This is a genomic window from Alteribacillus sp. JSM 102045, from assembly GCF_041949975.1.
Lineage (GTDB): Bacteria > Bacillota > Bacilli > Bacillales > Marinococcaceae > Alteribacillus.
In genome coordinates, this window is record NZ_JBHFQG010000011.1 from 97,474 (window position 1) to 106,447 (window position 8,974).

At 36.2% G+C, this 8,974-nt stretch carries 9 protein-coding genes and 1 pseudogene; 8 read left to right on the forward strand and 2 right to left on the reverse strand.

What is annotated here, in order from left to right:
* Positions 1 to 52: 52 nt before the first annotated feature.
* Positions 53 to 1,018 (forward strand): UV DNA damage repair endonuclease UvsE, encoded by a 966-nt coding sequence (gene uvsE, locus ACE1TI_RS09925; RefSeq protein WP_375007418.1) that lies wholly within the window; start codon positions 53 to 55, stop codon positions 1,016 to 1,018.
* 202 nt (positions 1,019 to 1,220) lie between these two features.
* On the opposite strand, the gene ACE1TI_RS09930 is transcribed toward uvsE, so the two are convergent.
* The gene (locus ACE1TI_RS09930; protein ID WP_375007419.1) at positions 1,221 to 1,445 is read right to left on the reverse strand and encodes a YczF family membrane protein; all 225 of its coding nucleotides are present in this window, start codon (positions 1,443 to 1,445) and stop codon (positions 1,221 to 1,223) included.
* A 123-nt stretch (positions 1,446 to 1,568) separates the two neighbouring features.
* On the opposite strand from ACE1TI_RS09930, the gene ACE1TI_RS09935 reads away from it, so the two are divergent.
* The 3 genes from ACE1TI_RS09935 (at position 1,569) to ACE1TI_RS09945 (ending at position 5,549) form a co-directional block, all read left to right on the forward strand.
* Positions 1,569 to 3,152 carry a spore germination protein gene (locus tag ACE1TI_RS09935; RefSeq protein WP_375007420.1) on the forward strand — a complete coding sequence of 528 codons (1,584 nt, stop codon included), beginning with the start codon at positions 1,569 to 1,571 and terminating at the stop codon, positions 3,150 to 3,152.
* A gap of 64 nt (positions 3,153 to 3,216) precedes the next feature.
* Entirely contained in the window at positions 3,217 to 4,434 is a 1,218-nt protein-coding gene (locus ACE1TI_RS09940) for a Ger(x)C family spore germination protein (RefSeq protein WP_375007421.1), read from the forward strand.
* Between the two features lie 23 nt (positions 4,435 to 4,457).
* Positions 4,458 to 5,549: a GerAB/ArcD/ProY family transporter gene (locus ACE1TI_RS09945; protein WP_375007422.1), complete on the forward strand. Its 1,092-nt coding sequence runs from the start codon at positions 4,458 to 4,460 to the stop codon at positions 5,547 to 5,549.
* 316 nt (positions 5,550 to 5,865) lie between these two features.
* On the opposite strand, the gene ACE1TI_RS09950 is transcribed toward ACE1TI_RS09945, so the two are convergent.
* Positions 5,866 to 6,348 (reverse strand): hypothetical protein, encoded by a 483-nt coding sequence (locus ACE1TI_RS09950; RefSeq protein ID WP_375007423.1) that lies wholly within the window; start codon positions 6,346 to 6,348, stop codon positions 5,866 to 5,868.
* Positions 6,349 to 6,867: 519 nt separating this feature from the next.
* Between ACE1TI_RS09950 and ACE1TI_RS09955 the strand changes: the two genes are divergently transcribed.
* The 4 genes and pseudogenes from ACE1TI_RS09955 (at position 6,868) to ACE1TI_RS09970 (ending at position 8,832) form a co-directional block, all read left to right on the forward strand.
* Positions 6,868 to 7,023: a hypothetical protein gene (locus tag ACE1TI_RS09955; RefSeq protein ID WP_375007424.1), complete on the forward strand. Its 156-nt coding sequence runs from the start codon at positions 6,868 to 6,870 to the stop codon at positions 7,021 to 7,023.
* A 213-nt stretch (positions 7,024 to 7,236) separates the two neighbouring features.
* Positions 7,237 to 7,520: pseudogene (locus ACE1TI_RS09960) on the forward strand (rhodanese-like domain-containing protein).
* Between the two features lie 73 nt (positions 7,521 to 7,593).
* A complete protein-coding gene (locus tag ACE1TI_RS09965; RefSeq protein WP_375007425.1) occupies positions 7,594 to 8,166 on the forward strand; it encodes a class I SAM-dependent methyltransferase in 573 nt (190 codons plus the stop codon).
* 69 nt (positions 8,167 to 8,235) lie between these two features.
* Complete coding sequence (locus tag ACE1TI_RS09970; RefSeq protein ID WP_375007426.1) at positions 8,236 to 8,832, forward strand: polysaccharide deacetylase family protein; 597 nt, start codon at positions 8,236 to 8,238, stop codon at positions 8,830 to 8,832.
* Positions 8,833 to 8,974 lie beyond the last annotated feature (142 nt).

An 8,974-nucleotide genomic window follows, 5' to 3' on the forward strand; every position in this document is an offset into this window, starting at 1 on the left:
AAATTGATTACCATTTTGTTATTTTTTCCATACTGTTCATGAGGTGGATAAAATGACAATGGTACGATTAGGTTACGTGGCAATGAGTATGGAATTGACAAACGCTTCCCCCTCAAAAACCATGACCTTTGCTCAATTTCAAAAGATCAAAAACAGGGAAGCGGCCTTACGTAAATTAGAACGAATCGCACTTACTAACATACAAAATACATATAGACTCTTAAAGCATAATGCTGCTTCAAATATTCATTTTTACCGTTTAACATCCCGGCTTATTCCACTTGCTAACCATGAAGAACTGCTTGATTGGGATTATATCAGTCCGTTAAAGGAAGCACTGCATGAATTAGGCGCTTATGCGAAAAGTAATAATATGAGGATAGATTTTCATCCTGATCATTTTGTACTTATTAATTCGCAGAAAAAAGAAGTATTAAAAACAACAATAAAAACATTAAACCTTCACCATGCATTGTTAAAAGAAATGGGAATAGATACCACACACCGCTGTGTTATTCATGTGGGAGGAAATTATAAGGATAAGGAAAAATCACTGGAGCGTTTTATAACGAATTGGATGATGGTTCCAAAAAAACTGCAAACCATGATTATGCTTGAAAACGACGATACTGCTTTTACTCTTGATGATACTTTATATTTATGTGAAAAACTAGGGATTCCGCTAGTGTTTGATTATCATCATCATCTTGCTAATTATCACCGCCAAAATTGGGAAGAAAATTGGGATCGTGTTGTACATTCATGGAAACATTCCCCCCTGCCCATAAAAATGCATATTTCTAGTCCGAAAAGCGAAAAAGCATTTCGTCATCATGCTGACTATATAGACATTGATATGTTTTTCAAGTTTTTGAGAGAAATAAAAGGAAGCGTTCCACAAATAGACTGCATGATTGAAGCAAAGAGAAAAGATGAATCACTATTTCATTTGATGGAAGATATTAAAAGAAGAGAAGATGTCGAAATTATGGACGGTTCCTCTTTTATTTTAAAATAAAATCGGCTCTATTCTTTGTCATTCTTTGAATTAAAAAAACAATTTTGTTAACCCATAATCTTATGAAGCCAACACCAATAAGTTTTATCTCTATTGGTTTAGATACGTATACGTCACAGCAAATAGACGGGCTTTTCCTTTTTCAAGGATAAAGACGTTATTTCTCCAAAATGATAAACGCACAAGTTGTTAAAATTAACTTTTATTGATGTTTTTTTCTTTTATTAATTAAAGATAAAACTACATCAATAAAAAACAAAAAAACAAAGAAAAATAAAACAAACATTTCTACTGTTTCCATTGTACGAAATGGATTAACAGCATTCTTTAAGGAAGTTTTTAATTCAAACCCTGCAATTATGTCTAAACAAAAAGTTAAACTGATCAACAGGCCCATTACCAAAAAAGAAATCCCCGTAATTTTCACTTCGATCAACTCCAATCCTTAGTTTTTATCCGATGACGTATTGTTATGCAGTTTAAAATTAGGAGTATAGATATTGGATTGTTTGCAAAAAACTAACAAAAACAGAAAAAGGATCTATGCGTTATGAAATTTAAGCTGCGAAAGCTTTTAAGAACGAAATCAAAGCAAGAGACAATACAACCAAACGAAAAGGAAGAGCCACTAAATGAATCGTTAACGGAGAACCTGCGAGAATTAAAAATAAGAACGGGCGACAGCTCAGATATTATTGTTCGGGAATTGACTCTTCCTAGCGAGTCAAAAACGAAAGCAGCTGTCGTTTTTGTTGAAGGGATTGTAGATAGTCAATTAATTGATGATTTTCTCATTCATTCGCTCATAAATGATGAGGATTTGCTTATAGAAGAGTTGAATGAAGAAGTTTTAACCACGGTAGCTGCTAAAGTTCTCTCACTGGGAAAGGTCCAATCCATTAATGGTTGGGAGAAGCTCTTTCAGTCCTTGTTTGCAGGAGAAACCATCATTCTTATTGACGGGCTTTCCAAAGGTTTAAGTACAGATACAAAGGGCGGGGAGCAACGTTCTATTGAAGAACCGCCTACAGAAATTTCTTTGCGTGGACCGCGCGAGGGCTTTACAGAAAGACTTCGTACCAATACAGCACTAGTACGGCGTCGTATTAAAAACAAAGAGTTAAGAGTGAAATCGGTAAACCTTGGAAAAGTGACCAATACTGATGTGGAAATTATGTACATTAATGGTATAGCAAAAGATAAAATTGTCAAGGAAGTTTGTGATCGATTACAACGAATCGACATAGACAGCGTATTGGAGTCCGGCTATATTGAAGAACTGATTGAGGATCAGTCATTAACGACCTTTCCTACTATCCATCATACGGAGCGTCCTGACAGTGTGGCAGGTAATCTTCTTGAAGGCAGGATTGCCATTTTTGTTGATGGGACCCCGTTTGTGTTGATTGTACCAGCTGTGTTCATTCAATTTTTTCAATCTGTAGATGATTATTATAGCCGTTCTGATATCGCTACCAGTATACGTATATTAAGAATTGTTATCTTTTTGATTTCACTGTTTGCACCTGCTACATATGTAGCAGCCACAACTTTTCACCAAGAAATGATTCCTACTCAGTTGTTAGTCGTTCTTGCTGCACAACGAGAAGCTGTTCCGTTTCCGGCTGTGATTGAAGCAATCATTATGGAAGTAACCTTTGAAATACTGCGGGAAGCTGGAGTAAGAATGCCAAAAGCAGTGGGACAAACGATATCTATCGTTGGAGCACTCGTAATTGGCCAGGCTGCTGTTCAAGCTGGTATTGTTTCTCCAGCCATGGTTATTATTGTAGCTATTACCGCAATTGCTAGTTTTGCAACTCCTGCTTATTCCATCGCTATTTCAGCCCGGATCATCCGTTTTGGAATGATGATCGTGGCAGCCGCTTTTGGCTTTTATGGGATTATCCTTTCTTTCATTTTTTTAGTTGTTCATTTGTGCAGTCTTCGCTCTTTTGGAGTACCTTATATGTCACCGCTTGCTCCATTTATTCCTTCTAGTGCTGGAGACTCTGTTATTCGTCTGCCTTGGTGGGGGGAGAAAGAAAGACCAAGACTAACGGTGGATAAGAATACGATTCGTCAAGGAGATAACCAAAAGCCTAAACCGCCATCGAGGCGCACGATAAAATAACACTATTTCTGATGCAGCTATAGTAAAGAACAGCAAAATTGGGCGGGGAAGGAGACGTATAAAATTGAAACGATGTCTTTTTCTTTTACTAGTGTGCAGCACCTTCTTTCTTTCAGGATGCTGGAGTAATGACGAACTATCCGATTTGGCTTTGGTCTCAGCACTAGGAGTAGATAAAACAGATGATGGCCAATATGTTGGTACTGTGCAAGTGATTAATCCAGGAAATGTGGCTGGAGAAGGGAAACAGGGAACGGGCGGCTCAGAGAGTGCACCTGTAACAAGTTACTCAGAGATTGGTACCAGTTTGATCGAAGTAAACAGAAGATTATCAACTAAAGTTTCGCGCCAATTATACTACGCTCATACCAATTTGTTCATTATTGGTGAAAAGCTTGCAAGAGAAGAAGGCGTTATGAAAATTTTTGATGCTTTAGAACGGGATCCTGAATTTCGCACAACGACAAGAATAATTATTGCTCAAGGTGTAAATGCAGCAGATATTATTAAAACATTAACGCCGCTTGATAAAATTCCTTCAAATAAAGTTATTAAAACGATGGAACTTACCGAAAGGTTTTGGGGAGAACATTTGAATGTAGAGACAAGGGATGTGCTGAAAAAATTGACTATGCCCGGTCAAGAGCCTGTTATTACTTGTTTTACGATGTCGGGTGATCCAGAAGAAGGAGAAAAATTAGAAAGTATCCAAGAAACAGTACCTAATGCTCGCTTTCAGGCAACTGGGATTGCTATTTTTAAGGACGGGAAAATGATTGACATAATAAATGGTGATTTATCAAAAGGAACCGTATGGGTATTGGATAAAATTAAGGAAACAGCAGTAGCTGTGGACTGGGAAGAAGAGAAAGATTCAATCGTTTACCGTTCTCTTCGCCAGAATACAAACGTTAAGGCCAGCGTCAAGAACAAAAATAAGCCGGAAATATCTGTAGAAGTTGCTGTGGAAGGAGGGATAGGGGAAACTTCTAAGCCAGTTGACCTTAGTAATCCACACATTTTAATTGAATTGGAGGATTTGATAGAAAAAGAAATTAAAGAAAATATAATGTCGTCAGTAAATAAGGCTCAAGAGCTACAAACTGATTTTTTAGGCTTTGGCGAAGCAGTACATCGTGCAGATCCGCAAGCCTGGAAACAAATGAAGCACGCTTGGAATAAAGAATATTTCCCTGATTTAGAGGTGAATATTACGGTAGATGCTTTTGTACGGCGCACAGGTTTGAGAAATAAACCATTTTTTTCAAATATGGAAGGTTAACGAGGAAAAAAGGGGGGATAAAAGTGGAAAAAGCTAAGATAAATGCAAGTCAACTGTTTGTTCTCATTTTTCTTTTCCAACAAGGCAGCGCCCTTTTAATTCCTCTTGGAGTAGAAGCAAAGCAGGATGCCTGGCTTGCCATTTTATTAGGAATGGTAGGAGGCTTCTTCTTATTTTTTATTTACGAGCGCCTGTATAACTATTATCCTGACATTTTACCAACAGAATATATGCAGCAATTAATCGGTAAATTTTTTGGTAAAATACTTGCGAGCGTTTACATCATTTATTTTTTGTACATCGCTGCAAGAGTACTACGGGATTTTGGTGAAATGCTCGTAACATTTGCCTATAAAGAGACACCATTATTTATTATTAATGCACTTTTATTACTTACGGTAGTGTACACGGTACATAAAGGAATAGAGGTAATTGCCCGGTCCAGCGAACTTCTTTTTGTGTTGATGTATTTTTTAGCCATTTCAGGATTTATTTTAGTTATTGTATCAGGGTTAATTGATGTGAAAAATTTACAGCCAATATTAGAAAATGGATTGAAACCTGTTTTAGAGGCCGTTTTAACCGAGACATTGTATATCCCTTTTGGTGAAGTAATCGCTTTTACGATGATATTTCCATATATAAACAGGCCAAAAAAATTAAAAGTGGCAGGTATTGTAGCTATTGCATTAAATGGCATTAACCTTGGCTTAACCATGGCAATTAATATTGCCGTGCTGGGCGTTGACCTGGTTACACGTTCCCAATTTCCTCTTCTTAATACTATACAGGCCATCCAGGTAGCAGAATTTCTAGAACGGCTGGATGTTTACTTTATGATTGCATTGATTATCGGTGGTTTTATAAAGGTCAGTATTTACTTTTATGCAGGTATAATCGGTATATCAAACTTATGTAAGGTGAAAGATACATCCAAACTAGTTTATCCAATAGGAATTGTCGTTTTGTTTTTATCAATAACTATTTCTAGTAGTTATGCAGAACATATTTATGAAGGGCTTTCGATTGTATCTCTATATATGCATCTGCCTCTTCAAGTTATTATTCCTTTGTTGTTATTATTGATTGCGGTTATTAAAAATAGAAAGCAATAAAAAAAGCGAGTCCACAAAGGAATCACATAATGGAGGCAATTACTATTTGGTGTTTTATTCTTTTTTCTTGCTAGTCGCTGGCTGGCAGAAGCGGCAGTAGCAGCAGTAGCATAATTTCCTGTACCTGCAGAGCTTAAAAGCGTCATTATTTTTTCCGCACAGAGCCAATTTCTGCGGAAGTTAAGCTGGTTTTTTTATCATGCATCAAATTGACCTCCTATAATAACCATAAGGTGCTGCCCCAAAAAGTCAGGAAACAAATCATTGTTGATATGTGGAAAGGATTTTTCTCTTGTATTATAAATGGGGTGAGATTTCAGGTTTCATCTTGACTGTTTAATATAATCGTTCTAATTATACTTCCGACACCTAAACCGATGGGCAAGAAAATCATGGGCAGCCACATTGGACCGGGAGATATCCCATAAATTGTAAATGAGGGAGAAAAAATTAAGCCTACTGTTACAAAATAGGCAGAAAAAGCTAAAGGCAAGTAGGCGAACGGCCTGGTCCCGCCGCCTGCTTCTTTATAAGCATCCCAGATCGCAAAAAAATACAAACAAGGATAAAACATAAGCCACTGATAGTCTGTTTGTTCAATCGCTTCTTGAATATTTCCATGAAAACTTAAAACGATAACCTGATTAAAATTGGCCATAACATTAATTAAAATCTCTAAAAAAATAAAAATAAATCCTTTTATATACTTTCCGATTAACAGATGACCGAATCCAGGCAGGGCAATACTCCATAGCAGCATTTCTAATTTTTTAATACTTTGTTTGTCTAACTGTTTCATATCTCTGCTACCTATAATAGTTAGGTTTCACTGCTAATAACGGCCGTATGTAATCGCAGTTAGTCAAAGGTTTCACTCTTCCCTTCCTGCAGGAGGTGTGACCAATCATACTAACTTTATAAAAGGAGTCCCTATTTGTAAATGCACTGAAACCTGTTTTGCTGATTTCTTTAGCTGGTTCCATTCATAATTTCCTCCTCATTAATAGCACATCGGGAATAGTTTGCATTATTTTTGACAGCTTTATGCAAGGGAATTAGAAATCAGTTGATCAACTTTAAAACCTATGTTTCTGAATGTCTAACACCTACTGTTCATGTTGAGATCCATTGAAAATACCGACAAGATTCAAACAATTTTAGGCGATCAAATTCAATTATTGTTTTATGGTAGATCCTTGGTTTAAGAAGGTAATGTGTAGTAATTAATTAAAATAATTTACTTCTTGATAATATTTTTTAAATAAACATGCACTTGGGCTGGTTAGTTTTGTGGTCATCATATTTTGGAAGGCAGCAAATGGCAGGTTGGTTTGGAAGGGGAGATATAATTTTTGAGGAAATACCTGAACCGGTTGTAACTTATGATGTGGATTTAAGCATGGGGGAAGGAATTAGTTTTAGGATGAATAATGAAGTTCTTCCAGATACCTCTATACCTCTCCTATTGAAGTAAAAGAAGGAGATATCGTTAAAGTTACCAACTCTAATATGAAGTTTTGATTTAAGAAGCTCATTGCTGTATTTGACATATATACTATATGGGGTATATTATATACTCAATTAAAGTGAAAGCTCAATACGAAAAACATCACATTTGTACAGGAGGGAGAATGGATGGAAACTTTTTTTCAAAGGGCTTTTGCTGATTGTTATTGTTTGGTTTTTGATGACTCGGTTCATGACTGTAAAGGGGTATCTCATATAAGCATCGAAGAAGCGAAAAATCGTTTGAAAGATAAGAATGCGCAATTTATAGATGTGAGAACACCAAATGAATATAAAGCTAATCATTAAAAACCTTTTAAAAATATTCCGTTATCGGAATTAGCCGACCGCACGAGAGAATTAGATAAAGAAAAAGATCCAAAACGGTATGCGAAGCAAAAAAGCTGCAAAAATATCCTCAAAAAACAAGGGTTTGAAAATGTCATAAACATTAATGGAGGATGAGTGACTGACTTAATTTTTCAATATTTTATACAGTACCCGGTAATCTAATAAAACCAATGAAAGGGAGCTGAAAATGTTGCATGAAAAAAGGTTTGATCCGAGTAAAGCTAATAAGCTTATAAGTGAGGAACGAATTAAACTTTTAAATCCAGATAGTATCATTCTTGAACTTCCAATAAATGAAAATGATTTCATAGCAGACCTTGGAGCAGGAAATGGTTTTTTCACTGTACCAGCAGCTAAAGAAACGAATAAAACTGTTTATGCTGTTGATATTGAACCTAAAATGCTCGATATGTTAAAAGAAAGAACTGAAAACGAAGGTCTAACTAATATTGAATACGCTGTTAGCGATCTAGAAGCTATTAATATAAAGGGTAATGCGGTAGACAAGGTGCTGGCAGCTTTTGTTCTTCATGAAGTAGGCAGTATCAAACAAGTACTCCATGAGATAAAGCGAATATTAAAACCCGGAGGGAAAGTTTTGCTGTTAGAATGGGAAGCTGTTGAAACAGAAGATGGACCTCCTCTTGAAATACGCTTATCTTCTGATGAGTTAAATAAGATGTTGCAAGAGAACGGTTTTCACACAAAGCTTATTCAGTTAAATGATTTTCATTATGCAATAAAAGCTGTTCCAAACTAAATACCTTCTCAATTTAACAGTAAGAGGTGTTATTTTATGCATCATCCATGAGTAATCAATCAAGAGGTCGTGTACGGTCTCAAAGATGAGAGATGGATAAAAAATGCAGACCAAATAGGAATGAAAGGTAAAAAAGTAATACTCACGTTTGATGATGGACCAAGCCGACAATTGAATGCTATCTTAGACGTTTTAAAGGAAAAAAAGGTTCCAGCCGTTTTTTTCTGGCAATCAAAGATTCTTCATGCTCAAAGACCGTGGAAAAGAGTTATACAGGAAGGGCATGAAATAGGCTCCCATGCTCATAATCATAAAAACTTAACTTCTTTAACAAAAGGCCAACAATATAAGCAAATAAAAATGAGTGTGGAAGTACTGCAAAAAATTACGGGAACCAACGTAAAATTTTTCAGACCGCCTTTTGGCCAATATAATGAAGATACAATGAACCTTCTAAAAACAATGGGATTAACGCCCGTTATGTGGGAAATCACTTCTTATGATTGGAAGCACAAGTCTTTTCCCGGTGTTATCATTAGAAATGTAGTGGACCATCTCAAGGAGGGGGCGATAATACTTTTGCACGAGGTAGAACAAACCTTATTTGTACTTCCAGAGCTCATCGATCGAATAAGAGCAAAAGGGTACGAATTTACTTTTTTATAAATTAGGTAAAAAGCAGTAAGCGTAAAATAGATCACACCTTCTGATTGCCTAAGAATTTTGGGATAATCTCCTCAAGATCTAAAGAGGAGGTTTTGCGATGGATCGATCGGAACACATAAAGATATGGGAGAAGCGCATCGCA